General features: G+C 42.7%; 21 protein-coding genes. 16 read left to right on the forward strand and 5 right to left on the reverse strand.

Annotated features, from left to right (window positions below; all coding sequences use genetic code 11):
- Positions 1-13: 13 nt before the first annotated feature.
- The 15 genes from H9Q77_RS04455 (at position 14) to H9Q77_RS04525 (ending at position 19,541) form a co-directional block, all read left to right on the forward strand.
- On the forward strand, positions 14-613 hold the full coding sequence (locus H9Q77_RS04455; RefSeq protein WP_118545513.1) for a DUF1819 family protein: 600 nt from the start codon (positions 14-16) through the stop codon (positions 611-613).
- Entirely contained in the window at positions 613-1,203 is a 591-nt protein-coding gene (locus H9Q77_RS04460; RefSeq protein WP_249326640.1) for a DUF1788 domain-containing protein, read from the forward strand. The genes H9Q77_RS04455 and H9Q77_RS04460 overlap by 1 nt, the downstream gene beginning before the upstream one ends.
- A gap of 80 nt (positions 1,204-1,283) precedes the next feature.
- Positions 1,284-4,931 carry a BREX system P-loop protein BrxC gene (gene brxC, locus H9Q77_RS04465; RefSeq protein ID WP_249326641.1) on the forward strand — a complete coding sequence of 1,216 codons (3,648 nt, stop codon included), beginning with the start codon at positions 1,284-1,286 and terminating at the stop codon, positions 4,929-4,931.
- A 33-nt stretch (positions 4,932-4,964) separates the two neighbouring features.
- A complete protein-coding gene (locus H9Q77_RS04470; protein ID WP_118545634.1) occupies positions 4,965-5,429 on the forward strand; it encodes a DUF3990 domain-containing protein in 465 nt (154 codons plus the stop codon).
- Positions 5,422-5,862, forward strand: a complete 441-nt coding sequence (locus H9Q77_RS04475; protein ID WP_249326642.1) for a hypothetical protein — start codon at positions 5,422-5,424, stop codon at positions 5,860-5,862. The genes H9Q77_RS04470 and H9Q77_RS04475 overlap by 8 nt, the downstream gene beginning before the upstream one ends.
- 48 nt (positions 5,863-5,910) lie before the next feature.
- Positions 5,911-9,498 (forward strand): BREX-1 system adenine-specific DNA-methyltransferase PglX, encoded by a 3,588-nt coding sequence (pglX, locus tag H9Q77_RS04480; protein WP_249326643.1) that lies wholly within the window; start codon positions 5,911-5,913, stop codon positions 9,496-9,498.
- 25 nt (positions 9,499-9,523) lie between these two features.
- Positions 9,524-10,486, forward strand: coding sequence for a hypothetical protein (locus tag H9Q77_RS04485; protein ID WP_249326644.1), 963 nt, complete (start codon positions 9,524-9,526; stop codon positions 10,484-10,486).
- A 24-nt stretch (positions 10,487-10,510) separates the two neighbouring features.
- The gene (locus H9Q77_RS04490) at positions 10,511-11,971 is read left to right on the forward strand and encodes an ATP-binding protein (RefSeq protein ID WP_249326645.1); all 1,461 of its coding nucleotides are present in this window, start codon (positions 10,511-10,513) and stop codon (positions 11,969-11,971) included.
- Positions 11,959-14,478, forward strand: coding sequence for a BREX-1 system phosphatase PglZ type A (gene pglZ / locus H9Q77_RS04495; protein WP_249326646.1), 2,520 nt, complete (start codon positions 11,959-11,961; stop codon positions 14,476-14,478). Before H9Q77_RS04490 ends, pglZ begins: the two co-directional genes overlap by 13 nt.
- Positions 14,479-14,505: 27 nt before the next feature.
- A complete protein-coding gene (gene brxL / locus H9Q77_RS04500; RefSeq protein ID WP_249326647.1) occupies positions 14,506-16,620 on the forward strand; it encodes a protease Lon-related BREX system protein BrxL in 2,115 nt (704 codons plus the stop codon).
- 94 nt (positions 16,621-16,714) lie between these two features.
- Positions 16,715-16,966, forward strand: a complete 252-nt coding sequence (locus H9Q77_RS04505; protein WP_022153424.1) for a hypothetical protein — start codon at positions 16,715-16,717, stop codon at positions 16,964-16,966.
- Between the two features lie 109 nt (positions 16,967-17,075).
- Positions 17,076-17,450: a RidA family protein gene (locus H9Q77_RS04510; RefSeq protein WP_118505147.1), complete on the forward strand. Its 375-nt coding sequence runs from the start codon at positions 17,076-17,078 to the stop codon at positions 17,448-17,450.
- A 158-nt stretch (positions 17,451-17,608) separates the two neighbouring features.
- Complete coding sequence (locus tag H9Q77_RS04515; protein ID WP_118693062.1) at positions 17,609-18,115, forward strand: shikimate kinase; 507 nt, start codon at positions 17,609-17,611, stop codon at positions 18,113-18,115.
- 61 nt (positions 18,116-18,176) lie between these two features.
- Positions 18,177-19,127, forward strand: a complete 951-nt coding sequence (locus H9Q77_RS04520) for a DMT family transporter (RefSeq protein ID WP_249326648.1) — start codon at positions 18,177-18,179, stop codon at positions 19,125-19,127.
- A 57-nt stretch (positions 19,128-19,184) separates the two neighbouring features.
- A complete protein-coding gene (locus H9Q77_RS04525; RefSeq protein WP_249326649.1) occupies positions 19,185-19,541 on the forward strand; it encodes a SpoVA/SpoVAEb family sporulation membrane protein in 357 nt (118 codons plus the stop codon).
- Here H9Q77_RS04525 and H9Q77_RS04530 read toward each other — a convergent pair whose 3' ends face one another.
- Positions 19,542-20,036 (reverse strand): DUF5721 family protein, encoded by a 495-nt coding sequence (locus H9Q77_RS04530; RefSeq protein WP_118550643.1) that lies wholly within the window; start codon positions 20,034-20,036, stop codon positions 19,542-19,544.
- Positions 20,037-20,246: 210 nt separating this feature from the next.
- On the opposite strand from H9Q77_RS04530, the gene H9Q77_RS04535 reads away from it, so the two are divergent.
- The gene (locus H9Q77_RS04535; RefSeq protein ID WP_249326650.1) at positions 20,247-21,083 is read left to right on the forward strand and encodes a DegV family protein; all 837 of its coding nucleotides are present in this window, start codon (positions 20,247-20,249) and stop codon (positions 21,081-21,083) included.
- A gap of 478 nt (positions 21,084-21,561) precedes the next feature.
- Here H9Q77_RS04535 and H9Q77_RS04540 read toward each other — a convergent pair whose 3' ends face one another.
- The 4 genes from H9Q77_RS04540 to H9Q77_RS04555 all read right to left on the reverse strand — a co-directional run bounded on the left by H9Q77_RS04540 (position 21,562) and on the right by H9Q77_RS04555 (position 26,160).
- On the reverse strand, positions 21,562-22,269 hold the full coding sequence (locus H9Q77_RS04540) for a LytR/AlgR family response regulator transcription factor (RefSeq protein ID WP_249326651.1): 708 nt from the start codon (positions 22,267-22,269) through the stop codon (positions 21,562-21,564).
- A gap of 314 nt (positions 22,270-22,583) precedes the next feature.
- On the reverse strand, positions 22,584-22,865 hold the full coding sequence (locus tag H9Q77_RS04545; protein ID WP_022153416.1) for a DUF1294 domain-containing protein: 282 nt from the start codon (positions 22,863-22,865) through the stop codon (positions 22,584-22,586).
- Positions 22,866-22,921: 56 nt separating this feature from the next.
- Positions 22,922-24,148, reverse strand: a complete 1,227-nt coding sequence (locus H9Q77_RS04550) for an argininosuccinate synthase (RefSeq protein ID WP_022153415.1) — start codon at positions 24,146-24,148, stop codon at positions 22,922-22,924.
- A gap of 266 nt (positions 24,149-24,414) precedes the next feature.
- Positions 24,415-26,160 carry an Rqc2 family fibronectin-binding protein gene (locus tag H9Q77_RS04555; RefSeq protein ID WP_249326652.1) on the reverse strand — a complete coding sequence of 582 codons (1,746 nt, stop codon included), beginning with the start codon at positions 26,158-26,160 and terminating at the stop codon, positions 24,415-24,417.
- Between the last annotated feature and the right edge of the window lie 379 nt (positions 26,161-26,539).

Below are 26,539 nucleotides of genomic sequence, written 5' to 3' on the forward strand. Positions count from 1 at the left end.
AAGGTGCGAAAAAATGAAGAGACGGGAATATAGCGCAGGAGCAGTGAAGTTTTCGTTTTGGTTCATGGAATTTAAGACAGTGGTAAAGTTCTTGTCTGAGGGCATGACACTGGATGAAATCAAGGAAAAGAATCAGAATGAAAATCTCTTTGGCGCACCGACTACACTTCGTGCAGGTCAGATATTTTCTACGGTATCGGCAAGAATAAAGGCACTTGATACGTCCTTTTATCCGGTATTTATGGAAAGTGACCTTGCGACACAGAAGTTGTTTGCATTAGCAGGTGCAATGGCTCATGACACACTTTTCTTTGATTTTGTGTACGAGATCGTAAGAGAGAAAATGATCATTGGGAGCAATGAGTTTTCTGATAGTGATATAAGTATATTTTTTAAGAATAAACAGTTGCAGGACGAGAAGGTTGCAAAGTGGACGGATGCGACACTGAATCGTCTTGGCAAAACATATAAGACCATGCTTTTTGAATCCGGTATGACAGATAAGGGAACTCCTCGTATTATCTTAAAGCCAATCCTTGATCCGGTTATGGAACACTGGCTTTTTGATCACGACATGGAACCAATCGCAAAAGCACTTACGGGGGTACGATAATGGCAAGCATAGAAGAAAGACTGGACAAAATGGAAGCAAAAATCAAGGAACCAAAGTTCCGTGATACCACAGGAAAGGCAAATGAGGTCAATTACTGGGTATTTGATTATGCTCCGGAGCATGAGCTGATTGTCCGTGATAGAATAGAATACTTGAAAAATAAAAATTCCAGAGGAACCGATGGCTTTGAACTGTTTGTATATGATTTATATGATCTGCTCATAGCACATTTGCAGGATAAAAATTTCATGGAAAAATGTTATCAGATGGAAGAAAAGAGGGGTATTGTAAAGGTTGCATCCGCAATACAGCGTTCTCTTAAAATCACTGATAAGGATAACATGATTGTGGAATATATTGCAGAGCATACATCGGAAAATTCCGTAGTGTTTCTGACAGGAGTGGGAAAATGCTATCCGTTGCTACAATCACCAGAGGTGTTTAACAAAATTCTTTACAATATGCCACAGCATTTTGCAAAGGTGCCTATGGTGCTGTTCTATCCGGGAACCTATACCGAACAGGAACTCATCATATTCAACGAAGTTCACGAAGATAATTATTACCGGGCATTCCGGCTGGTACGATAACAGCGTGAAGCATGACGCTTCACACGGAAAAACGCAAAACAGCTTTTTTCTAAGAACGGATGAAAGGAAAGGTATGTAGTATGCAGATAAGAGAAATGTTTGCAAAACCGATAGACCGTGATTTGCAGGGCGTTATTATTGTGGGGCAGGACGAGACTGCCAATGTCAAGCAGGAGTTAGAAGAATACGTTGTTACAAGGGAATTACAGAAGCATTTTGCAGATTTCTTTGCGGCATATAAGACCGGAATCACAGGGAATACATCAAAAACAGGTGTATGGATTTCCGGTTTCTTTGGAAGTGGTAAATCTCATTTCTTAAAAATCCTGTCTTACCTTCTGGAGAATAAAGAGATTGCAGGCAAGAAAGCAATCGACTATTTTGTGGACGATAATAAAATAGCTGATCCGATGGTACTTGCGGATATGCAGCTTGCCGCAAACACACCGACCGATGTTGTTCTTTTCAACATTGATTCTAAGAGCGATTCCAACAGCAAACAGAATAAAGACGCGATTGTGAATGTGTTCTTAAAGGTATTCAATGAGATGCAGGGATATTGTGGCGCAATGCCATTTCTTGCTGATTTGGAGCGAAGATTAAACGAAGAAGGCAAGTATGAAGAATTTAAGCAGAAGTTTGAAGAAAACTATGGAGATGCGTGGGTAGATTCCAGACAGGACTTCGATTTCATACAGGATGATATTGTAGATACTTTGATAGATATGGATTTTATGAGTGAAGCTGCCGCAAGAAACTGGTGCGAGAAAGCAGCAGAGCCATACAAGATCAGCATTGAGGATTTTGCAAAGCGTGTAAAAGCATACATTGACCGCAAGGGCAACAATCATCATGTGGCATTTCTTGTGGATGAAGTAGGACAGTATATCGGAGACGATTCGAACCTTATGTTAAATCTCCAGACTGTTCGTGAGGAATTGGGCAAAGAGTGCAATGGTAAAGCATGGGTGATCGTAACAAGCCAGCAGGACATTGATTCCATTACTAAGGTAAAGGGTAATGATTTCTCTAAGATTCAGGGACGATTTGATACAAGGATTTCTCTTTCTTCTGCAAACGTGGATGAAGTTATCAAGAAGCGTATTCTGGATAAAAAGGACACTGCAGCACAGATGTTGCGTCTGCTCTATGACCAGAAAGCAACCACAATCAAAAATAAGATTGTGTTCAATGATGGTGTAGAAAAGAAATTATATGCAGATGAAAATGATTTTGCACTGGTTTATCCGTTTGTGCCATATCAGTTCAATCTCCTTGCAAGTGTATTGACCTCTATCCGTACCCACGGTGCATCCGGAAAACATCTGTCAGAGGGTGAACGTTCCATGCTTGCCATGTTCAAAGAGTCTGCAATGGATTATAAGGAGCATGAGGAAGGCACACTCATTCCGTTCCATGCGTTCTATGATGCACTGGAGAATTTCTTAGACCACAGCCATAGAGGAGTTATCATCAAGGCTTATGACAACGGCTTTATCAATCCAGATCACAAGACAAAAGATGTATTTGCAATCAATGTATTGAAAACATTATTCATGATCAAATATGTTAATAATGTTATTGAGGCAAACATTGATAACATCACAAGCCTTATGATTTCCGATATTGATGATGACCGTATTGAGCTGAAAGCAAAAGTAGAGGATGCTCTGAACGTGCTGGTGCGTCAGATGCTTGTGCAGAGAAATGGGGAAATTTATGTATTCCTGACCGATGAAGAGCAGGAGATCAATCGTGAAATCGAGAGCCAGAATGTGGAAATGGCAGAAGTAATCAACAAGGCTTCTGAGATGATTTTTGAGGACATTTTCACAGATAAGAAGTACCGCTATCCGGCATTTAATGGCAGATATGCGTTTCCTTTCAATTCTACTGTGGATGACAGACCATATAAGGCAAATCAGAACTATGATATTGGTGTACATATCTTAACACCTGCGGCGGATATGGGAACAGATGAAACTACCCTTCGCATGGTATCCGGACAGGGCAGAGAGGTACTTGTGGTTTTGCCGGATGATAGGGCATTTATGGACGAGATACAGAGATATTTGAAGATAGAGAAATTCCTGCGTTTGAACACATCTTCTGCATTGCCACAGTATGAGACAATCAAAGAGGGTAAGCGTCTGGAGATGCGTGAGCGCAATGCGAATGCGAGATTATATTTATCAGAGAGCTTAAAAGAAGCTGATATATATGTCAATGGCGATAAGGCACAGATCAATGCCAAAGAGGTATCCACTCGCATCAATGAAGCACTGGGCAGACTGATATCGACTGTATATCATAAGCTGTCCTATATTGATGCAGCATACGGTGAGGATGATATTCGCAAAGTTTTTAAGACCTCAAACCAGATTTCACTTAACCTTGAAGGCGGTACAGAACCAAATATTCATGCATTGGATGATGTATTGAGCTATGTTGCAGATAACACTCGTATGCACATGAAAACTTCTATGAAGAGTATTAAGGACAGATTTATGAAAGCACCTTATGGCTTCGTAGAAGATGATGTACATTGGCTTGTAGCAAAACTGTTCCGTAGAGGTGATTTAGCATTTTATATGAATGGATCTTCGGTATCGACACACAACAAGGAAGCAGAGGAGATCATCAATTACATCACGAAAAAGAGCTATGTAGACAAGCTGATGATGGAGCAGAAAATCCGCGTATCAGAAAAAGAGAAAAAGGTCACAAAGGATGTCATGAAGGAATTGTTCGGTGCAACCGGAAATTCAGATGATGAGGATACGATGATGAACGCCTTTGTAACTTATGCAACGAAGCTGACATCTACACTTGGAGAATTGGAAGTACGCTATGAAAGTACCAGGTATCCGGGAAAACATATCGTAGAGTACGGAAGAAAACTCCTTTTTGGTTTGGTACAGATACAGACACCGACAGAATTTTTCCAGGCAGTTGCAAAGAAACAGGATGATCTGCTTGATTTCGCAGAGGACTATGAACCCGTAAAAGCATTCTTCAACAGCGAGCAGAAAACAATCTTTGATAAAGCGGTATTGTATCTGAGTAAATATGATGACAGTAAGACTTACATCGTAGATGAAAATCTGGAAAATATTGTTGCTCAGATTAGCGAGATTGTAAAAAAGCAGTCTCCATATAGTGATATTCCGAAATTGCCGGAACTACTGAAAAAGTTCAGCGATGTATATTCAGACATACTGGATGAGCAGCTAAAGCCGGTGCTGGATTCTGTATATGATTCACAGAAACGAGTATTTGATGTGCTGAATACCAAAGAGTATGCGGAAACCAAGAGAAGCAGCTATTCAGCATTGTTTGATGAAATCACGAATGCGGCGAAAGGCTGTACGAATGTATCAGTACTTAGAAGTTATGCTGACAGGGCAGAAACACTGAAAATTCGTCTGTTAAATGAAATGACACAGACAGATCAGAATATTGCCTTAAAGAAAGCTGAAGAAGTCCGCAAGAGACTGGAAGCACAGGCAAAAGAAGTCGGAAATGTGGATCAGGCTCAGATTGAAGCTGAAGTGCAGAAAAAGGTCGAAAAAGTGAAAAAGACCAAGAATGTATCCATTAAGAGTATTACGAAAACTGCTTCATGGAGACTGGAAAATACAGAAGATGTAGACAAATACTTGAATGAACTGCGTCTGAAACTGGTCAGTGAGCTTGATACAGATACCATAGTCAATATTGAATTTTAAATTGTTATAGGCAGGAGGCGTTTCATGGAAACAATTGTTTTATATCATGGGAGCAGTCAGATAGTGACAGAACCCGAGATAAGAATAGCAAAATTTAACAAAGACTTTTATTTCGGCTTTTATTGTACATTGCTTCCGGAACAGGCAAAAAGATGGGCGACAAGGTATACTGGTGTAGGATATCTGAATGAATATGTATATACACCGGATGAATCGCTTAATATCAAAAAATTTCCTGAAATGACAGAAGAGTGGCTTGACTTTATAGCAGCATGTAGACTTGGAAAATCTCATAATTATGACATTGTGGAAGGACCTATGGCAGATGATACAATTTTTAACTATGTACAGAATTTTGTAGATGGAAAAATCAGCAGAGAAGCATTTTGGAATTTAGCAAAGTTCAAAAAACCAACGCATCAGATAAGTTTTCATACGGCAAGGGCTTTGACTACATTATCTTTTTTGAAAGGAATTGAGGTGACGGATCATGAATGATAATTCCTTATTTTTCTTATGCAGCTTAATTGAATTTATTGGCAGACAGCAGAAGCAACGCCGAGGTAGGATAGTAGAACTTCTTGGGGAGAATGTAATAAAGCGGATCTATGATTACGCAGATGTTTTTCACTGCGAACCAATAGAGAAAGTTGCAGATGATTTTATATTACGTTGTCAGATACCCATGGATGATTATGATAATGTAAAATGTTGCAGATATGAAGTTCCGGATTATTGGGAGATTGGCGAAGTGTATGAGCGCCTAATCGAGGATTTGAAGAAAAGCTCTGGTAAAGAAATGATAGATTGTATAAAAGAGGTTTATGCTTCTTGGATTAATGATGCGATATCGAATTACAATACTGACTTTTATTATCAATCCAGAGATTATATTTATGAGTGCTTCAAAGAAGGACAGGTTTGTGCATAGGTAAGAGTAATAACAGAAAAATTTGTCAAGATCAGCAGGAAGGGAAAAATGAATAAAACAGCAATTAGGAATTTTGCCATATGGGCAAGAAACAGGCTTATAGCAGATATAAAATATCGTGCCGGATTGATGGGCATTACAGAAAATGGCATAGCAGATGCCCTGCCACAGTCAAATAGTACAACCGAGTTCTACGATATAGGAACGGCAGAACCGTATGCTATTAACGGAGAGGAAATCAAACAGCGTCGTGCATTGGTGGATGTGATCCGGGCAAAAGAAGAGGATTCTGATTATGCGGTAGCGTACAAATATATCATAGAGGAAGTTGCTTATACCTGGTTCAATCGTCTGATTGCAGTACGTTTCATGGAAGTAAATGACTATCTCCCTTCTCATGTGAGAGTCTTATCCGCAGAGAGTGGCAAAACAGAACCAGATATTGTTACCAATCCATTCGATGCTGAACTGAATCTTTTAAGCACAGAAGAAGAGAAAATTATCACATTAAAGAGAGAAAATAAGCTTGACGAAGCATTCAAGATGCTTTTTATCAAACAATGTAATGCTTTGAATGAAATTCTTCCGGCTTTATTTGAAAAGACAAGTGATTATACTGAGCTTCTGTTAAATCTGTCTGTAATTGATCAGGATGGAGTTGTGTATCATTTGGTACATGATATTCCGGAGGAAGATTTTAACGTCAGCGCAGGAGGACAGGTAGAAATCATCGGCTGGATGTATCAGTATTATAATACTGAGCCAAAGAATGATGCCTTTGCGAAAAAAGGAAAGATTACAAAAGAGGAAGTTCCTGCTGTTACGCAGCTTTTTACACCGGACTGGATTGTACGCTACATGGTAGAGAATAGTCTGGGAAGATTGTGGGTAGAAGGACACCCGGATGCAGATTTGCAGGGTAAGTGGAAGTATTATCTGGAAGAAGCAGAGCAGGAGCCGGAAGTGCAGGCAGAACTTGCAAAAATCCGTGAGGAATATGCAAAGCTGAAACCAGAGGATATAAAGCTCATTGATCCCTGCATGGGAAGTGGACATATCCTTGTATATGCCTTTGATAAATTCATGCAGATCTATGAAAATGCAGGTTGGTCAGCAAGAGAAGCTGCACAGAGCATTGTGGAGCATAACATCTATGGACTGGATATAGATGATCGTGCTGCACAGCTCAGTTATTTTGCAGTTATGATGAAAGCAAGACAGTATGACAGGCGAATTTTCACCCGTGGAGTGCGTCCAAATGTCTATGCGATACAGGAAAGTAATGGTATCAACCGGGAACAGCTTAAATATTTTGGCGCTGAGCTGGATGAGATGGAGAAAAATACTGCAATTTTGCAGATAGAGGGATTTCTGGATACTCTGATTGATGCAAAAGAGTATGGTTCAATCTTAAATGTAGATGAATATGACTGGGATTTACTTCGCAGATGGGTGAATAGTGTCGATATGGGAAGCCAGATTTCTTTTGATACCTACGGATTGGATGCGACAGTGGAGAAGTTGAACGAACTGATTGAAATTGGTGCGATTATGGCACAGAAGTATGAAGTTGTGGCTACGAATCCACCATATGCAGGAACAAGCAACTTGAGTGCTAAGGTCAATAATTTTGTGAAAAAGCATTATCCGGATAGCAAAGCAGATTTATTTGCTGTATTTATTGAGCGTTGCGGAGAAATGCTGACAAAGAATGGTTTTCAGGCTATGATTACTATGCACGCATGGATGTTTTTATCTGGGTATGAAAAGCTAAGGTTAAAATTAGCAAATTTTGATAAGGTTACATTAGTTCATTTGGGAGCTAGGGCATTTGATGAAATCAGTGGAGAAGTGGTACAAACAGTTTCATTCGTAGTTAGAAAGAACAGTTTATCTGGATACAAAGCTATTTATCTAAGGTTAGTTGATGGTTGCAATCAATCGCAAAAAGAAAAATTGTTTTTTGATGATGGAATTAAATATATAGCGACAGAAAATAATTTTACTTATATTCCGGGTCATAGAATTGCATATTGGATTGATGGAAAAAAACTGTTTTCACATAAACTGATAGGTGATTTTTGCGAGTCGGGTGGAAGAAACAAAACACATAACAATGAATTATATGTACGAAATTGGTGGGAAATCGGAAAGAGTAAGTATGAATGGCGCCATTATGACAATGGAGGAAATAGCCGCAAATGGTATGGAAATTGTTTGGATATTGTAAACTGGTCGGCAGAAGCAAAAGCATTTTATGCTAGTCATGGAGGATTATTGAAGGATGAAATTTGTGAAAAAAGAGGTGTATCATGGAACGGAATATCTAGTGGTAACTATCGTTTTAAGATTAAATTAGAAAATTTTTCATTTAGTTCGAGTTCTCCTACGATTATTGGTAATACGAATATTATATATTCAATAATAGCAGTATTAAATAGTAAAGTTGCACCATATATACTAAATGCGATAAACCCTACTTTGCAGCTTAATGTTGGAGAAATATTGGGATTTCCAATGGTTGATTTGTCAGAAGATTTATTGCAACAGGTAGATACGATTGCAAAAAAATGTGTAGAAATGGTGAGAGTAGACTGGGATTCCTTTGAAACCTCATGGGACTTCAAACGTCACCCATTGCTTTCAGTAATACCTCGAAATTCTACTTTTTTTGATAACACAGATGATATTGACCTAGCAGAGTGTTACACCTGTTGGGAGAATGAGTGCAATGAGCGTTTCAATCAGCTCAAAGCCAATGAGGAAGAATTAAACCGTATTTTCATAGACATTTATGGATTACAGGATGAATTGACACCAGAGGTAGAGGACAAGGATGTGACTGTCCGCAAGGCTGACTTACAGAGAGACATTAAAAGCCTGATTTCCTATGCGGTCGGCTGTATGTTTGGGCGTTACTCCTTGAATGAGGAAGGTCTGGTATATGCAGGTGGCGAGTGGGGTGATAGTAAGTACACCACATTTATACCTGATGCGGACAATATTATTCCAATCACAGACGAAGAATACTTAGAGGACGATATTGTGTCACGTTTCTGCGCTTGGTTAAAAACAGCATTTGGTGCAAAGTCATTGGAGACAAATCTGGATTTCATTGCAAAGGCGCTTGGAAATAAGGGAGATACAAGCAGGGAGATTATCCGTAATTATTTCCTGAATGATTTCTTCAAAGACCATTGCAATACCTATTCTGTCACAGGTTCCGGCAAGCGTCCGATTTACTGGCTCTTTGACAGCGGAAAGCAGAATGGTTTTAAGGCTCTGATATATTTGCACCGTTACAATGCGGATACAATCGGTAATGTGCGTGTAGACTATTTGTATCGTATGCAGCGTGTATATGAATCTGAGATTGGACGTATGCAGGATACGATTGATAACAGCAAGAACAGCAGAGAAGTATCACTTGCAACAAAGCGTAAGGAAAAATTGCAGAAGCAGTTAAAAGAGTGCCGGGAATATGATGAGAAAATCGGACATCTGGCACTTTCGAGAATTGAGCTTGATTTGGACGATGGTGTCAAAGTCAATTATCGTAAGGTGCAGACAGCCAGCGATGGAAAGTTTTATGAGATACTGGCGGATTCCAAGAATATTATGGCAAAGGAGAAATAGTTTCTTATAACAGGAAGGCGGCAGGATGGATAATTTTGATGATCAGGTATGTAAAGAGTGTATAGCTGTGGGAGAATATACAGGTGATGATCCTTCCCAAGTTGCAAAATTATTAGGATGTAATAGAACAAATGAAATTCAAATAAAGAGAGCTGGAACGAAATATAGAATCGAGATAGAACAAATCGTTAATAGAAAAATAGTTAAAATTATAGCTGATAGCAATGTTTCATTGGACAGAGTGTATAGTCTTCTTATGGAGATTTTAAGATTTGAAAATTTGTATGAAGGAATTTTTTTCATGTTTACATCTTTCAAAGTAGATGGTGCGGAGTGTATAGAAAAATACAGAAAATTATTTCTAAATTATACACATAGCAATAAGCAATATGTTATGCTCCCAATGGATTTAGATGATCAAACATATAAGAAATTGTTTTTGAAATCACAGAAAGTAATCAAGAAAGCATTTCTTAGACACCAAGCCTTTTTGAATGCACTTTTTGTAAATGATTTAACTGTTGATGTAAGGATGTCTTTGATTTTAGAGGTGTTTGAATCTTTAGTAAATGAAATGGCAAGTAATGGAGAAATTATATTAAAGGCACAGCCATATAGAATTTATACAAATCCGTGCCCCAAATGCGGTGCGATAGTTACAAGAAAGGATCCCAACAAAAAGGTCTATTTGGTTGATAAAATATACGCAGTAATGAATGAATATGGTAAAGACATTTTTGTTGGAGATTCCAAAACAAAGATCGCACGGAAAAGTAAAAATCTTAGAAATAAAATTGATCATATAAGTAAACAAAAAAATGCCATGCAAGGTGAGCAGGCAGGCTTTTATTTACATAAATTTGGTCTGATGTACCGAATAATAATATTGAAAATGATAGATGGTTACAACGATGAAATTCAGAGAACAGTAAATACATGGACGGTTGCTATGAATAACAGTTATGCGTCGTATAGGATTTTACCTTAGAACCTAAAAACAGGAGGTAGTAATATGGCAGAAGATACGCTGTTTTCCGGCGAATCAAAGAATGTTGAGTACAAAGTGACTGTACCAGAGAAAAGCGAAAAATACATGAAAACAGTGGTAGCTTTTGCCAATGGCAGAGGTGGCAGGATTGTTTTCGGAATAGATGATAAGACCTTGGAGATTGTGGGAATGGATGTAGATAACATCTATAAGACGATGGATGCCATTACCAATGCAATCTCTGATTCCTGTGAGCCTGCAATCAGACCGGACGTGGCGCTGCAGACGGTTAAAGATAAGACTGTGATTGTGGTTGAGGTATTTCCGGGTGCAGAGCGTCCGTATTATATCAAATCACAGGGAATGTTTGAGGGTACTTATGTGCGTGTGGCAGGCACAACCAGACATGTGGAAGATTACATGTTAAAAGAGTTGATTCTGGAGGGAAAGAATCGCCATTTCGACAGTGAAATATGCCAGAATATGAAAATAACGGATGATGAAATTGAGGAACTTTGTAAGAGTATGAAAGAAACTGCCATAAGAAACACATGGCAGGACAGCGAAAAGGCAAAGGTTAAGGATGTTACCAAGAATGTACTGATTTCATGGGGTGTTCTGAAAGAGGAAGGCGGAGAGGTTTATCCGACCAATGCGTATGCACTTCTGACCGGACGAATGTTTCAGCAACCTGTTATTCAATGTGGCGTATTCAAGGGAACTAATCGTGCTCACTTTGTTGACCGTAGGGAATTTGAAGGCTCCATTCAGGAACAAATGGAAGCAGCATATCAGTATGTCCTTGAAAAAATCAACATGGGAATGACAATAAAGGGTATGTATAGACAGGATGTGTATGAACTGCCTACGGACAGTATCCGTGAGCTGATCGCAAATGCCGTGGCTCACCGTAGCTACCTTGAGCCGGGAAACATTCAGGTGGCATTGTTTGATGATCGATTAGAGATTACTTCTCCGGGAATGCTTCTGAATAATGTTACGATTGCAAAAATGATGGAAGGCTACTCAAGACCGAGAAATCCTGCAATCGCAAGAGCTTTTGCATACATGAAAATTATTGAAAAATGGGGAACCGGAATACCGAGGTTATTTGAAGCCTGTGAGGAGTATGGATTACCGAAGCCGGAGCTGATTGATTTTGATGGCGATTTCAGAGTAAATATGTACCGTAAGGTAAAAGGTGAGTTTGGTGTCAATGGTGCGACTACCCAAACTACCCAAACGCACCAAACTACCCAAAGCAAGGGATCAACATTATCAGATGATGATAAAAAGATATTGGAATTAGTCCATAATCATCCGTCTATGTCGCAGAGAGAGTATGCAAATGAACTTGGATGGAATTTAGATCGTGTGAAGTATTATTTAAGAAAAATGAAAACACAAAACCTGATTAAGCGAGTGGGTAGCAGCCACAGCGGTCATTGGGAAGTGTTGGCAGAGGTGGATCAATGGCAGAATTAAACCTAAAACAGATTGTAGATAAACTGAATACGGAATTTATCGGCGAACATCGAAAACTGGTATTCTGGTATGACGATGCGGCAGATTTTGCTGATGATATTGACAGCATGGAACTGGAAAATGCCAAGGTCTACAAGCTGACGAAGGATAACCAGTTTTACACAAAATATTTACTTGAAAAAGAGGATACGACAACCAATTATCTGATTTATGCTCCGTTTCCAAAACCTCCGGTCACAGAAAATCATCTGGAGGACACAATGCTTTATTCCAAGCGTTTTTATGCGGATATGGCATCACTTTTATCTGTGGATTTAGGTATTGACGAGAAATACAAGCCGGTGATTGAAAAGCACATCAAGTTCTTTGGTCACAAAGACCGATTGAAGCGTTTCTATGACCTTGAGATAGAGAATTTTAATGAAGAAAATATTCTGACAGGTATTATGAGTGCAGTATGCAGGACGAGAACCAATTCTTTTGATGAAGTGATACGTGTACTTATTACAGAGGATAGCCTGACAGACAACAAATATCTGGCAGAATTTGCAAAGTATGATATAGAGGGCGATTTCTGGAAGCTGTGTGAGCAGCAATTTGGCTTTTCTATGGACGCACCAAACTTGGAGAAACTGGTCATTACCATGTTTGTGACCTATGCAGACCGCTATATAGATGCGGAAATGCCAAAAAGCTGGAAGAAATTTATTTCCTATAAATCCGGAAACATTATCGCATTTCTTGACAACCTCATGAACAATATTTTGTATCGTGAGAAATATGATGAGTTGTCGCAATATGTCGCAGATTGTTTGAATGTGTCGGAAGAATTGAGTAAATATGAAGTAGATACACTGGTAGACTGTGACTCTTTTGCTTGCGTAGATGTACTTCTGATACGCTGGATTGTCGGTAGGCTTTGTGCAGAGGACTGTCTGGCAGAACTGGACGGACACAGTATCTATGATTTGTGTGGTATCCGTGCCAAAATGCACTTTGCCAGTAAGTTTTCTTTTATTTATGAGATGCTGGATAGTGCATACTGGCTTGTAAACAATGCAAGATATGAAGCACCGAATGGATTTCAGAAGATTATTGATGCGTATGTGTCAAGGGATTGTCTGATAGACAACCATTACAGAGTGTTCTATCTGAATTATGATAAATTGGAGAATACCTCAGAATTTGAGGAACTTCGTGACCTTGTAGAGAATATTTACACGAATGAATACCTTGGAAAACTGCTTCCGAAGTGGAATGAGGGACTGTTAGAGGACGATGCACTGAAACAAATACCGTTACAGCGTAATTTCTTCAGCAAATTTGTAAGGAGTACTAATGTGAGAACGGTTGTCATCATATCTGATGCGATGCGATATGAGGTAGGCAGACAGCTATATGAAAGAATGATGGACAATCCGAAGTGTAGTGCCACATTGCAGCCTATGCTTAGTGTATTACCTTCTTACACAAGGCTTGGCATGGAAGCGTTGCTTCCACACAAGACACTGGAGCTGACTGATGATTTCAGAGAGGTAGTAGATGGCAAATATGCGATTGATTTGGCTACCAGACAGGCAGTATTGCAATCCTATGAACCAGAGAGCAAATGTGTACAGTTTGATGATATAAAGAACTTAAAAGGTCTGGAACTTCGTGATGTATTCACCGCACAGTCTGTCATTTATGTGTATCATGATCAGATCGATAATACCGGAGAACATGAAGAAGATGAAGTATTTACAGCCTGTGAGAAAGCGATTGATGAGATTGCAAAGCTGATTCAGAAGATTTCTGGCAGTGCGAATACATACCGTTTTATCGTGACTGCAGACCATGGCTTTATCTACAAGAGGGATAAAGTGACAGCCAGCGATAAGATTGGCGGTATGAGTGATGCAAGCCGACTTGTGAAAAGAAGATATATTGTATCGAAAGAGCCGATCAATGAACAGGGTGTCTGCAATATTGGTTTAGGATATATGCTCGGAAGTGATGATGAGAAGATTATTTCTTATTCCTGCAGCACTAATGTTTTCTCTGTTCCGGGTGGAGCAGGACTGAACTATGTGCATGGAGGTTCTTCGCCACAGGAAATGCTTGTTCCTGTACTGGATATTAAGATGGACAAGGGTGCGGTAGAGACAAGACCTGCACAAATTATGCTTGTGAGCTTGGTTCAGAAGATTACAAATCTGATTACAAGCCTTGATTTCATCCAGTCTGATCCGGTCAGTGATGTGGTAAAGAAAGCCGATTATAAGCTGTACTTTATCTCGGATAACAATGAGAAGATTTCTAACGAGAATATCTACATTGCAGACAAGCGTGATGAAGATGTGCAGAAGCGTCTGTTCCGTATGCGCTTCACATTTAAGAATAAAAAATATGACAAGGACAGAAAGTATTATCTGGTTGCCTATGACGAGAGCAATGATGTAGAAGTATTCCGACATGAGGTAATCATGGACTTGGCTTTCTCGGATAACTTTGGATTTGATTTATAAGATTATGTGGAAATGAGGTAGAGAACGATGCCTTTTGATATAGAAGCAGAGGATAGGCGGACAGCCATTAAACAGAAATTGCGTAAATATTTTGATGGAAAGATTGTCCGGAAAGATTTGACAAAGAAGATAAAAGAGGGCGCAAATGTGCCTGTATATGTATTGGAGTTTCTTCTGGGACAGTATTGCAGTTCGGATGATCCTGAGATTATCGAGCAGGGTGTAGAAAGCGTAAAGAAGATACTTGCGGATAATTTTGTACGTCCGGATGAAGCACAGAAGATACTTTCTCTGCTCAGACAGAAGGGAAGCCATACGGTCATTGATAAGATAACCGTATCCCTTAATATCAAGAGAGACAGATATGAAGCAGAGTTCTCTAACCTTGGCTTGAGTGGTGTGCCGATTGATGAAGAATACCCGACAAAATTCGATAGACTTTTGTGTGGCGGCATCTGGTGCATTATCCGTTTGGAATATGACAGTAATTCAGACTATGATAGTGGGATTATATCAGCCGATGGAGATTATCTGCGTTCCAAAAAGAAAAATCAGAATGATACGCCAATCAAAATTATCAATTTGAACCCGATACAGATGCCCCATGTAGATATCAATGAACTGAAAGAGGGCAGAAAACAGTTCACCAAAGAGGAATGGATGGACGTACTGCTCCGTTCTATTGGAATGGAGCCAGATATGCTGGATACTCGTGAAAAGTGGCTACTTCTTACCCGTATGCTTCCGCTTGTAGAGAACAACTTCAATCTCTGCGAATTAGGACCGAGGAGCACCGGAAAAAGCCATCTATACAAGGAAATCTCGCCTAATTCCATTCTGGTATCTGGGGGACAGACAACGGTTGCCAATCTTTTTTATAACATGGGGAGAAAGACAGTTGGACTTGTCGGATTGTGGGATTGTGTGGCATTTGATGAGGTTGCAGGTATCAATTTTAAGGACAAAGATGGCATCCAGATTATGAAGGATTACATGGCGTCTGGTTCGTTTGCTCGTGGCAAGGAGGAAAAGGCTGCATCTGCGTCCATGGTATTTGTCGGAAATATCAATCAAAGCGTGGATTCACTTCTGAAAACATCAAGTTTATTTGATCCATTTCCTGCTGAAATGGGAACGGATACTGCTTTTCTTGATCGTATTCATTGCTATCTGCCGGGATGGGAAGTACCAAAATTCAGACCGGAACATTTTACAGATGATTATGGTTTTATTACAGATTATCTGGCAGAGTTTATCCGTGAACTTCGCAAAGAGCAGTTTGGAGATGCCCTGGACAAATATTTCCGTCTTGGCAAGAATCTGAATCAGCGAGATACGATTGCAGTCCGTAAAATGGTAGGCGGATATATCAAACTGTTATATCCTGATGGAGAATATACAAAGGAAGAAATTGAAGAAATTTTACAGATTGCTCTTGAAATGCGTCGCAGGGTAAAGGAACAGCTCAAAAAGCTGGGCGGCATGGAGTTCTATGATGTAAATTTCTCTTACATAGATAACGAAACCTTCGAGGAGCATTATGTATCGGTACCGGAGCAGAGTGGTGGCAAGCTCATTCCGGAAGGAATGTGCAATCCGGGGCAGGTATATACAGTTTCAAATGGAAAATCCGGCATGATCGGTGTATTCCGACTGGAATCACAGATGTTGCAGGGCAGTGGTAAGTTTGAGAGAACTGGTATCGGAACTGACAGGGAAGCAAAGGAATCATCGAATACGGCATTTAGTTATCTGAAGGCGAACGGAAAACGCATCAGCGGTACGATCAGTACAGATAATAAAGATTACATTATCAACTATCAAGATTTACAGGGCATTGGAATGACTGGAAAGCTGGCTTTGTCAACATTGGTTGCATTATGCTCGATTGCTCTTGGGAAACCGGTACTTAGCAGCCTTGTGGTACTCGGAGAAATCAGCATCAGCGGTACGATGATAAAAGTGGAAGAATTAGCAAATACTTTGCAGGTATGCTTGGATAGTGGTGCAAAGAAAGTCTTGCTTCCTGCAACATCATTTGCGGATATGGCAACTGTGCCACCAGAATTGATGAGTTCATTCCAAATTATACCGTATTCCAGTGCCGAGGATGCAGTGTTTAAGGCATTAGGTGTAGAATAAGCTTCTTTTGCAAGAACCCTCTTGCAAGCGCTGGCAGACACTGGTAAAATAAGGTTCGAGCGGCAGATATGCCGGGAATGGCTGGTGGATGAAGATGCGCAGGATAGAATTTAAGATGGAACGACCGGGACTGTTGGAGGTCGGACAGAAGATCACGGTAACAGAGGGACTTCTGCCCAGTAACTATTACTATACGATAGACCCTTCCCTGGCAATGTCTCCGAATATTCCGTTCCGCTACCGCCTGAAGAATCGGGAGGGTGTCGTGGCGGATATTGTGGAGAATTCCAGAGGATTCTACGTGACGGCGGAATTTGATGAGCCGGAGGTAGATATGACGAAGTAAACGCCGGGGATGTCGCAGGAATTTCGGAACATGCCGGGAGGCAGGCAGATTAAGACGCAGATGACAGATTTAAGGAAGAATTAATTATAGCAAGAAAGAGGAGAATATTATGTTACAGAAGATTTCAACAGACAAAGCACCCGCAGCGATCGGACCTTACTCCCAGGGTATCGTACTGGGCAATATCTTTTTCGCATCCGGACAGATTCCCATTGATCCCGCTACCGGCGAGATTCACGGAACTACCATCGAGGAACAGGCAGAGCAGGTAATGAAGAATATCGGCGAGCTGTTAAAGGCAGCAGGCACCGACTACACCAGAGTAGCCAAGACCTCCTGCTTCCTGGCAGACATGGGCGATTTCGCAGCGTTCAATCAGGTCTATGCAAAGTACTTTACTGAGAATCCTGCCAGAAGCTGCGTTGCAGTCAAGACCCTTCCCAAAAACGTATTATGTGAAGTGGAAGTCATCGCAGAAGTATAAGAAGCATACAACATAAAATCTGTAACGATTCAGCAAAAAATGGCAGACATTATGTGGTGAAGGAAAGCTGCAACGTTACAATAAATAGACATTAAGACGGAAGATCGTCGCTTACAGGCGGCGATTTTCTTGTGTATAGGTAAGGTGGATAGAAACTTATGAAAAATAATATTACTCTGATCGGCATGCCGGGTTCGGGAAAAAGTACGGTAGGTGTCGTCCTGGCAAAGCGCCTGGGCAGACGTTTTGTGGATTCCGACCTGGTGATCCAGGACAGACACGGCAAATTATTACACGAACTGATCACGGAATATGGTGTGGAAGGCTTTTGGCAGATTGAGAGCGACGTGAATGCGTCCTTAGATCTGGAGAACAGCATCATTGCTACCGGCGGAAGCGCCTGCTACGAGCCGGAAGGCATGCAGCATCTGCGGGAGATCAGTACGGTGGTATATCTGAAGCTTCCCTATGAGGAAGTGGAGAAACGGCTGGGGGATCTGAACGCCAGGGGCGTGACTCTGCAGCCCGGTCAGACCCTGCGGGATCTGTATGATGAGAGAACCCCGTTGTATAAGAAATATGCGGATCTCATCATAGACTGCAGCGGAAAAATGCTGCGGGATGTAGTGGCGGAGATCGCTGAGAAATATAAAAAACGGTCCTGATAAGCTCACATAACCGTAAAACAATAAGGGACGAATCATATAAGGAACGAACAATACAACTATGGAAAATACAAGAGCGAAAACAACGAGAAACAGCCTGATCCTTCTGCTGACAGCCACCATCTGGGGCATGGCATTTGTCTCCCAGAGCAAGGGTATGGATTACATGCACCCGTTTACGTTTAACGGCGTCCGTTCTCTGATCGGCGCTGCCGGTATTCTGGTGTATATTCTGATCAGTCGGAAGATCGCGGGAGACAAGGCAGCAAAATTAGACTGGAAACTGAATGTCAGGGCAGGGCTTCTGTGTGGTATCTTCCTGACCATTGCCAGCACCCTGCAGCAGTTCGGTATCAAGTATACCAGTGTCGGCAAGGCGGGATTTATCACGACCCTGTATATTATTTTTGTGCCCATGTTTGGTATTTTTTTGAAGAAAAAGGTAGCACCGGTGGTCTGGGCAGCAGCCGGCATGGCAGCAGTGGGAATGTATCTGCTCTGCATGACGGAATCATTGCGCCTGGGGGCAGGGGATATCATGGTATTTTTATGTGCTATTGCTTTTGCGATACAGATCATGACGGTTGATCATTATGCAGCGAGAATCGATGGAGCGGTAGTATCCTGTATCCAGTTCACAGTGTGCGGTGTCGTCTGCTGCATCGGGGCACTTATCTGGGGACAGCCGACTTTCGGACAGATTCAGGAAGGCCTGGGAGCACTGTTGTATGCCGGTGTCTTAAGCTGCGGTGTGGGCTATACTCTGCAGATTGTGGGGCAGAAGGGCTTGAATCCCACAGTGGCAGCGCTCATCATGAGTCTGGAATCCGTTATTGCCACCATCTCCGGATGGATCGCTTACAAAATCGGTTTTTTAAGTACGGATCAGACACTGACTCCGAGACAGATCGCAGGCTGTGTTATCGTATTTGCCGCTGTGATCCTGGTACAGCTTCCGCCGGAGTGGTTTCGGTTTGGCAAAAAGAACGCTAAGCGTATAAAGAACGCATAAATTCAGGAAAAAGTGCAGAGACTGTCCATAAACAGATATAAGGAGGAAACGCAGAGGATGGATTATTTCAATGCTTTCTGGGTGGGTGGTCTGATCTGCGCGCTGGTGCAGATCCTGATGGAAAAGACGAAGATGATGCCGGGACGCATTATGGTGCTTTTAGTGGTCACCGGTGCCGTGCTCAGTGCGCTTGGCTGGTATGAACCTTTTCAGGATTTTGCGGGGGCCGGTGCCAGCGTACCGCTGCTTGGCTTTGGAAATGTGTTAATGAAAGGCGTAAAAGAAGCAGTGCAGGAACAGGGATTTTTAGGCCTTTTTGCGGGAGGCTTCCGGGCAGGAGCTGTGGGGACGTCGGCAGCGCTGATCTTCGGTTATCTGGCAAGTCTTCTCAGTAAGCCGAAGATGAAGGAATGATCAAAGTTCCTCGTAAGAGATTCCCTTCAGATCCAGATATTTTTTCAGCGCCTTGTCCCAGACGGTATCGGCACTTTTGTCCATGGTGAAGGTCTGGTAAGCACATCCGGTGGTGAGAATCGTTTTTTCCCCATCGTAGCGGATGTTCAGCACCAGGGCACGGATGACGTCAGGGTCCACCTGGGCTTTTGTAAGCATGGCAGCGGCTTTATCCGGCTGCATATGAAGCACAAATTTAAAATACAAAGGAGTGTGTTTTCCCTTGATCAGGTCAAAGCACAGTCCTTTTATTTTGCTAAAAGACTGCAGTTCCCAGGGAATACAGTCTTCGCCTCGTTCGTCAGCAGGATAGAAGTCCTTGTTGATATGCCCGTCGATGGTTACGGTGAGGGCGGTGCTGATGGTGGCTTCTTCCAGAAGAAAAGGATCAAAGGTATCCGCTACCAGTAGGTGATTCATAAAATTTTTGGTGGATGTAATCTGTAATGCGATCATCAAGGCTCCTTACTCCGGTGATTGTATCTTGCGTTCCGGTGTCATGCGATATAGAAATAGTATAAACGATGTACGGAAAAAAGGAAATATGAATATTTTGTGTAAAAGCTTTACGAACGAAATGTTTCGTGCTATTATAAGTAGTATTAAAAACTACATAGCATGGTTTGCAAAAAATAACAAATAATTAATAATATGGAGACAGATATTATGAGTTTCAAAATCGTAGTAGACAGTTGTTGTGAATTGCCGGAAGAGTATCTGCAGGATCCCCGGTTTGAGATCGTTCCGCTGGGACTGGAAGTGGGAGACTATAGAATCCAGGATGATGAGAGCTTCAATCAGGCAGAGTTTTTGAAAAAAGTAGCGGAATCTCCTCAATGTCCTAGATCTGCATGCCCTTCCCCGGAGAAGTTCCGGGAGGCTTATTGTACAGAGGCAGAGCATGTATATGCCATTACATTATCTTCTCATCTGAGTGGAAGTTACAACAGCGCCGTGCTGGGAATGAATCTGTATCGGGAAAAATACGGTAAGAAGCAGATCCATGTCGTCGATTCCGAATCCGCCAGCTGCGGTGAGACGCAGATCGTGAAGAAGCTGGTAGAACTGGAGGAACAGGGTCTTCCCTTTGAAGAGATCGTAAAACAGATCGAGGAATTCCGCAGCAATATGCATACGTATTTTGTACTGGATAATCTGGAGACTCTGCGTAAGAACGGGAGACTGACCGGCGTAAAGGCACTGGTGGCATCCACCTTAAGCATTAAGCCCATTATGGCAGGAGACAAGGGAAATATCGTGCAGAGAGGACAGAGTATCGGAATGAAGAAGGCACTCCGCAGAATGGCAGAGATCATTTTAGAGGAAGTCGGAGACGCCCAACACCGCACACTGATGATCACCCATTGTAATGCACCGGACCGCGCCGAGACCATCAAAAAGCTTCTTACGGATAAGGTACAGTTCAGAGATTGCCTGATCATGGACACCCGTGGCGTCAGCAGCATGTACGCCAATGACGGCGGCGTGATCGTAACGGTGTAATATTGAAAGTTAGTGAATGATCGTTGGCTAACCGGACGAACTCCCGGAAGGCATTCTGTCCGCCCCGGGAGTTCTGTTTTCTTGAATATTCCAAAAATTTGCTTTAAAAATGATTTTCGCAAATTGGCATAAAATTACTTTTCTGATACAAAAAACTAGAAAAAATTAAATTCTTTGTACCAAACGGAAGGATAATCATGTCTTTGCGAAAATAATACTGTTTCCAAATGCAAAATGCTATGTTTTTGTACTTTTTTGGCGATTTTGGGGCACTTTGGTACAAAAGCTTTCAAAAAACCAGTAGCCCCGGCTGGGTATAAGAATAAGCAGACCGTAAGCAGACGTCGGTACTTAGCGAGGGTACTTTCCTCGCTTATGTACCGCTACGCTCTGCGACAGAGCGCGAGCGTGTCGCGTTTCTTATACCCTGCCAAGGGCTACGGAGATTTGAAAACAGATTCATTAACTAACTTTCAAGTTACGCATGATACTCTGCCAGGAGCTGTTTTGCGTAAGCAACGCAGTCTCTGTGCAGCGGGAACTTTTTCCCATCGCACATAATGACTTTACGGAATCCCAGCTTCTCCATGTATCTGCCGTTGAGGATGGCCCTAACGGTAGGGGCAAAGAAGGTGGGATGATTTTCTATCTGGGAGAATAAATTGATGGCGGTGGTAGCGACTTTTACGGTACGGCCGTCCTTCAGGGTTACGATGACATTGCGGCCCTCTGCCTCAGCGTAGAGAATATCCGGTTCGGTCACATAGATGGTATCCTCATCCTCACGAAGCTCGATGAGGGGAACTGCTTTCGCCATGATCTCCAGGGCATGGTCAATGCTCTGCGCCAGCTCTGCTACTTTGATGGGCTTATCTAGGAAGATGACATTTGCTGGATAGGTCTGTTCCCTGTAATTGATCTTGGAACAGCATAATATAATGGGAGCGTTGACACCCTGTGCTGTGAGGGCATTGACCACATCCGTACCGGTGGTCCCTTCTGTCAGACACATGTCGATATAAAAGGCATCGTATTGCATGGGATTGGACAGCAGTGCGGTAGAATTACCAAAAGAATCGGTATAAATGATCCCCGTAGATGCAGCACGTTTGTCGGATTCCCGCTTTAGCAAGCGCTCTAACTGTTTTCTGTCGGCTACATTATCATCACATACTGCTATATGCATATCGACACCTCCCAAATACACGCAGAGACAGATATCCGGAATCTGCTCCGTGTAAGTTATTCCTCTGTAATTATGAAAGACTGAACTTATATACAATGATGCCAGGGTCAAAAGGTCTAAGCCCATATGAGCTTGCTCATAAGTGGGTGAAAGACCTTAGGACCCGCCCCGATATGAGCATAAAAGTGGGATGATAATCCCACGATATGCGAATATTGGGTAGGATTGTGGGAGTGCGTAGCACGGAACAATCCGTAGGCATCAAAGTCGGGGGCTGTTGACCCCTACATCATACAATCAGTATAGCATAACTCCTACCTGAATAAAAGGACAAAAAGCAGTACCTGTGCCACCAGGATCGCCGGCATTCCGTATTTGAAATACCAGTGCTTCGTCTTATGCCGAAAATGCTGCATTCCCAGAATACATCCCAGGCTTCCGCCCAATAGCGCCGTTAAAAAAAGAGAAGCCTCCGAGATGCGCCAGGCACCCCGGATGGCTCTTTTTTTATCGACGCCCATGATAATGAAGCCTGCCAGGTTGATACCGATCAGATAGATCAGTCCTATGGCAGTAATTGTCTGCATTGTAATCATAGACACCTCTTACTGTATCATTTCATAGCTTTATTCACAAAATCGCCGAATAATTATTAGTTGCCAAGCTTCTTCTCGTTCTCCTGCAGCTTCATGGCACGAACCTTCAGTGACAGACCGAACAGATTGATGAAGCCTTCTGCATCATGATGATCATACAGATCACCGGTGGTGAAGGAAGCCAGGTTCTCATTGTACAGAGAGTAAGGAGAAGTGGTTCCTGCCTTGATGATGTTGCCCTTGTAGAGCTTGAATTTCACTTCACCGGTTACATATTCCTGGGTCTTCTCGATGAAAGCCTGCTCAGCCTCACGGAGAGGAGTGAACCATTTGCCTTCGTATACCAGGCTTGCGAACTTTGCACCCATTTCCTTCTCGAATGCATAAGTATCACGGTCTAAGATCAGCTCTTCCAGCTGCTGGTGAGCCTCCATGAGGATGGTACCGCCGGGAGTCTCATAGACACCACGGGACTTCATACCTACAACACGGTTCTCTACGATATCTACGATACCGATACCGTGCTTGCCGCCCAGCTTGTTCAGGGTACGGATGATATCGGATACCTTCATCTTCTCGCCGTTAACGGAAGTGGGAACACCCTTTTCAAATGTCATGGTCACATACTCACCCTCATCGGGAGCCTTCTCAGGAGTTACGCCTAAGACAAGCAGATGCTCGTAGTTGGGCTCGTTGCCGGGATCCTCCAGCTCCAGACCTTCGTGGCTGATGTGCCAGATGTTACGGTCACGGCTGTAGGAAGAATCCGTGGAGAAAGGAAGATGGATACCATGCGCTTTGCAGTACTCAATCTCGGATTCACGGGAGTCCATGTTCCACTTGTCGCTTCTCCAGGGAGCGATGATCTTGATATCGGGAGCCAGAGCCTTGATACCTAACTCGAAACGGATCTGGTCGTTACCCTTACCGGTAGCACCGTGGCAGATAGCTACAGCGCCTTCTTTTCTGGCAATCTCTACCAGCTTCTTGGCGATCAGAGGTCTTGCCATGGAGGTACCTAACAGGTACTTGTTCTCGTATACGGCATGAGCCTGGACACAGGGAACAATATAATCATCACAGAATTCATCGATAACGTCTTCAATATACAGCTTGGAAGCGCCGCAGGCCTTGGCTCTCTCTTCCAGACCGTCGAGCTCCTCTGCCTGTCCGCAGTTGACACAGACACAGATAACTTCGTAGTCAAAATTCTCCTTCAGCCAGGGAATGATAGCGGTAGTATCCAGACCGCCGGAATAAGCTAAAACTACTTTTTCCTTCATGATAAAATCCTCCGTTTTATAGTGTGTATGATGCCAGGGGCAAAAGCCTAAAAGCATGAAGCAATCCGTAATGCATCAGATGTTGGGATCGTGTGTTACGCTCTGACATTTACTATACAACATTATATTCGCAAAAGCAAGCAGAAAAGTTGCATAAATAAATCATAAAAATGAATAAAACAAATTAAAATATGCACATAAATGTATAAATCGGAAAATATACAGCATAAATATGCATAAAATTAGGCACCGGATGCATAGGTTGGTCAGTCGCTGAGCTTTTCGATACCTGAGATATCGCTGTCGATCATCAGGGAGTAGTTCGTATAATAGACCACGAATCCCGGCTTGGCACCGGCAGGCTTTTTGACCTGTTTTTTCTGGACGTAATCGATCTCCACTTTTTCCTGTTCCCTGCCTTTAGAATAGTAGGCAGCCAGTCTGCCCGCCTCTTCAAAAGTACGGTCCGGCAGCTCTTTCCCCTCGGTCTTTACTACCACGTGGGAGCCGGGGATGCCTTTGGCATGGAACCACCAGTCATTTCCTGTGGCGAATTTGAAGGTCAGTTCGTCATTTTGGAAATTATTTTTCCCGACATAAATATGGAAGCCGTCGCTGCTTAAATAGTGGAAGGGCCTGCTGGTGATCTTCGCTTTTTTCGTGCCGCCTTTTCGGCGGATGTAACCGCTCTGGGTCAGTTCCTCCTTGATCTCCACCAGGTCTTCTTCCTTCAGGGCAATGTCCAGTGCTGTGCTGATGGTCTCTAAGTGGTCGATCTCTTCCTTGACCTGGCAGGTCAGCTCGGACAGCGCCTCATAAGTGCGCTTTAATTTGCCGTATTTGTCAAAATATTTTTTCGCATTTTCCGTGGCGGAGAGGGTGGGATCCAGGGGGATCGTCACCGGCTCATTTGTATAATAATTCACGGCGGTGAGGGATCTGTCACCGGGCTTTGCACTGTAACCGTAGGTGTTGAGCAGTTCACCGTAGATGCGGTATTTTTCCCGCTTCTCTGTGTCCTTCATCTGTGCCAGCTGGAGGTCATATTTCTTAATATCACGTTCCAGGGCTGTCTGCACGATACGGCGCAGGTCGGAGGATTTCTGACGGATCCTGGTTAATGTATTTTTCTCCGCATAAAAATGCTCCAGCAGGGCGGACATGGAAGTGTAGGATTCCAAATGATCCGCTCCCGAGCCATACATCGTCAGGGGAACCGCTGCATATTCCACGGGGCGGGTGCCGGTGTAGGCAATGCATGGAGAGAAGGCTTCTTCCCTGATAGAAGTGACCATTTTGGAAAAGATTCCGTATAAAGTATGGTAATCCGTGGGTGTCAGTGCCGCTGTAGGACGTTCCCCATCAAGACCGGCCTCATGACATAATTCCTGTGCCAGTACGGGCGAGATGCCGGTGAAGCTTCCGTAGACCGCCTTGAAGACCGGCTGGGGTTTGGCGGCAAGCATTTCACGGAACGTATTCTCGTCGCAGGTCAGGGCATCCAGCTTGTCCTGGGTGTGTGCAATGAAGTAGGGACGTCCCGGCAAGACTTCCCGGACACTGCTGACAGCGGAGGAGACATGCTTGATACTGTCGATGATGGTATTGTCGTCATTACAGAAGATCAGGTTACTGTGTTTGCCCATCAGCTCCATGACCAGTGTCTTGTGACGCAGATCGCCCATCTCATCCAGATGTTCAATGTCAATATGCACAATACGTTCCAACCCCGGCTGGGAGATGTTCACAATACGGCCGTTCTGCAAGTGTTTGCGCAGAAGCATACAGAAGTTGGGGGCCGCCATGGGGCTGGGTTTATTGGTTTCCGTCAGATAGATCAGCGGGAGAGAAGCACTTGCGGATAACAGCAGGCGCTTCTGCCCGGTGGGCTGTTTGATCGTCAGTAACAGTTCATCATTCTCCGGCTGGGCGATCTTGTACAGCCTTCCGCCGATTAGTTCTTTTTTCAGTTCAGATATTACACAGGCAATGGTAACGCCGTCAAAAGCCATAATTTCCTCATTTCCGCTCTCGTAGAAGCTAAAAAAATAGATGCGCGGATTGCATTGCGCAACACACTTATTGTAGCAGATTTTAATCGGAAAAGGAAGTACGGTAAAAGCAGAGTGAATATTATTCCACTATATTGCATAAAAGCATAAAAGAAGTATGAATAAGTGCATAAATATACATATCAATCCAAAAAACATGCATAAAAATGAAAAAAGTAGTAGACATTTAGGAAGAAAGTGGTATCATGGAACTATTCAGAGTCAGATGAATATCGGAAAAGCGCAGCAGCGATTTTGCGAATGGGGTTCTGAATAGTTCCAAAGCAGAATTGCGGGAGCATCTTGCTGCGAAGTAATTCGATGACACAGAAATGCAATG

The sequence above is a fragment of the Simiaoa sunii genome (genome assembly GCF_014337175.1).
Taxonomy (GTDB): Bacteria; Bacillota; Clostridia; order Lachnospirales; family Lachnospiraceae; genus Acetatifactor; species Acetatifactor intestinalis.

Excerpts from the sequence above, each read along its gene's own strand:
- H9Q77_RS04455 (WP_118545513.1), top strand. The coding sequence starts at position 14 with ATGAAGAGACGGGAATATAGCGCAGGAGCAGTGAAGTTTTCGTTTTGG.
- H9Q77_RS04460 (WP_249326640.1), top strand. The coding sequence starts at position 613 with ATGGCAAGCATAGAAGAAAGACTGGACAAAATGGAAGCAAAAATCAAG.
- brxC (WP_249326641.1), top strand. The coding sequence starts at position 1,284 with ATGCAGATAAGAGAAATGTTTGCAAAACCGATAGACCGTGATTTGCAG.
- H9Q77_RS04475 (WP_249326642.1), top strand. The coding sequence starts at position 5,422 with ATGAATGATAATTCCTTATTTTTCTTATGCAGCTTAATTGAATTTATT.
- pglX (WP_249326643.1), top strand. The coding sequence starts at position 5,911 with ATGAATAAAACAGCAATTAGGAATTTTGCCATATGGGCAAGAAACAGG.
- H9Q77_RS04485 (WP_249326644.1), top strand. The coding sequence starts at position 9,524 with ATGGATAATTTTGATGATCAGGTATGTAAAGAGTGTATAGCTGTGGGA.
- H9Q77_RS04490 (WP_249326645.1), top strand. The coding sequence starts at position 10,511 with ATGGCAGAAGATACGCTGTTTTCCGGCGAATCAAAGAATGTTGAGTAC.
- pglZ (WP_249326646.1), top strand. The coding sequence starts at position 11,959 with ATGGCAGAATTAAACCTAAAACAGATTGTAGATAAACTGAATACGGAA.
- brxL (WP_249326647.1), top strand. The coding sequence starts at position 14,506 with ATGCCTTTTGATATAGAAGCAGAGGATAGGCGGACAGCCATTAAACAG.
- H9Q77_RS04505 (WP_022153424.1), top strand. The coding sequence starts at position 16,715 with ATGCGCAGGATAGAATTTAAGATGGAACGACCGGGACTGTTGGAGGTC.
- H9Q77_RS04510 (WP_118505147.1), top strand. The coding sequence starts at position 17,076 with ATGTTACAGAAGATTTCAACAGACAAAGCACCCGCAGCGATCGGACCT.
- H9Q77_RS04515 (WP_118693062.1), top strand. The coding sequence starts at position 17,609 with ATGAAAAATAATATTACTCTGATCGGCATGCCGGGTTCGGGAAAAAGT.
- H9Q77_RS04520 (WP_249326648.1), top strand. The coding sequence starts at position 18,177 with ATGGAAAATACAAGAGCGAAAACAACGAGAAACAGCCTGATCCTTCTG.
- H9Q77_RS04525 (WP_249326649.1), top strand. The coding sequence starts at position 19,185 with ATGGATTATTTCAATGCTTTCTGGGTGGGTGGTCTGATCTGCGCGCTG.
- H9Q77_RS04530 (WP_118550643.1), bottom strand. The coding sequence starts at position 20,036 with ATGATCGCATTACAGATTACATCCACCAAAAATTTTATGAATCACCTA.
- H9Q77_RS04535 (WP_249326650.1), top strand. The coding sequence starts at position 20,247 with ATGAGTTTCAAAATCGTAGTAGACAGTTGTTGTGAATTGCCGGAAGAG.
- H9Q77_RS04540 (WP_249326651.1), bottom strand. The coding sequence starts at position 22,269 with ATGCATATAGCAGTATGTGATGATAATGTAGCCGACAGAAAACAGTTA.
- H9Q77_RS04545 (WP_022153416.1), bottom strand. The coding sequence starts at position 22,865 with ATGATTACAATGCAGACAATTACTGCCATAGGACTGATCTATCTGATC.
- H9Q77_RS04550 (WP_022153415.1), bottom strand. The coding sequence starts at position 24,148 with ATGAAGGAAAAAGTAGTTTTAGCTTATTCCGGCGGTCTGGATACTACC.
- H9Q77_RS04555 (WP_249326652.1), bottom strand. The coding sequence starts at position 26,160 with ATGGCTTTTGACGGCGTTACCATTGCCTGTGTAATATCTGAACTGAAA.